The organism is Luteolibacter pohnpeiensis (assembly GCF_016595435.1).
GTDB classification, from domain to species: Bacteria; Verrucomicrobiota; Verrucomicrobiia; order Verrucomicrobiales; family Akkermansiaceae; genus Luteolibacter; species Luteolibacter pohnpeiensis.
Genome location: NZ_JAENIJ010000144.1, coordinates 1 through 820, shown reverse-complemented (window position 1 = coordinate 820; position 820 = coordinate 1). Strand labels below are relative to the sequence as shown.

The window sequence follows — 820 nt, the reverse complement described above, 5'->3', positions numbered from 1 at the left end:
CCTCAGGAGGACACCAACTAGGAGTCCGACCGGAACACAGATCCCAATCGTTATTAGTAGTTGCTTAAATTCGGGATTCATTTTGAGGAGAACGTCCAGAGTCCACACATCCGCTGCCGGGGGCGAGGCTCCGATTCTGGTTGAGGTTTCTCGCCACCCTCTGAATCCAACTCGGAACGGGTAGCGGATTGTGGTGCGATGCCTTGTTCTGACTCTTCGATTTTTGGGCGAACAAAGAAAGCAGTGAACTGAGTCACCCACAGATCGAACTTGGAGGATCCGGCATCATCCTCACTCGGGAATGCTGTGATCTCAACGCTTCCCAGTCTCGGGAGCACAAGCCAAACTGAGTAGGTGGGCGAGGAGTCGGAAAACAATCGCTTTAGTGCTGGTAGCTCCGCGAGCAACTCCACGGCTCGCTCTCTCTCGAAGCCGTTCTCTGTGAGAAACGTGGCAACCTCATCGGTAGGCATCTGCACCGTCACTCTGGCGCTAGTGCCATGCCATGGAGTGAGTGCGGTTGGCGCTCTATCAATGATTCTTGGCCATGAAAGTGCACCATGCGTAGCCTCGACAACCCCGTGATTGGCTTCAATGCGAAGGCTGTCGACGACATAATCGAGCGGGCTCTCCTCCGCCCCATAAAGCGGCAGAGCCAAGCTCAGCAGGAGAGTCATGACGCGGGACATTTTTTTGCAGAACGATTGAGCGCATCCGCGGCGGGATGGAAGCTCGAAATCAAATTGGCGGCTTGTCGCCGTCGGATGCCGCGGCTTGTTGGGCATTATTCTTCCGGGCCTTGGGTATGAGTTGTCCAAGC

General features: G+C 55.2%; 1 protein-coding gene. It reads right to left on the bottom strand.

All coding sequences use genetic code 11. The annotated features are described in order from the left end of the window. Positions 1-77: 77 nt before the first annotated feature. Entirely contained in the window at positions 78-677 is a 600-nt protein-coding gene (locus JIN85_RS20640) for a hypothetical protein (RefSeq protein WP_200274412.1), read from the bottom strand. Positions 678-820: the final 143 nt, after the last annotated feature.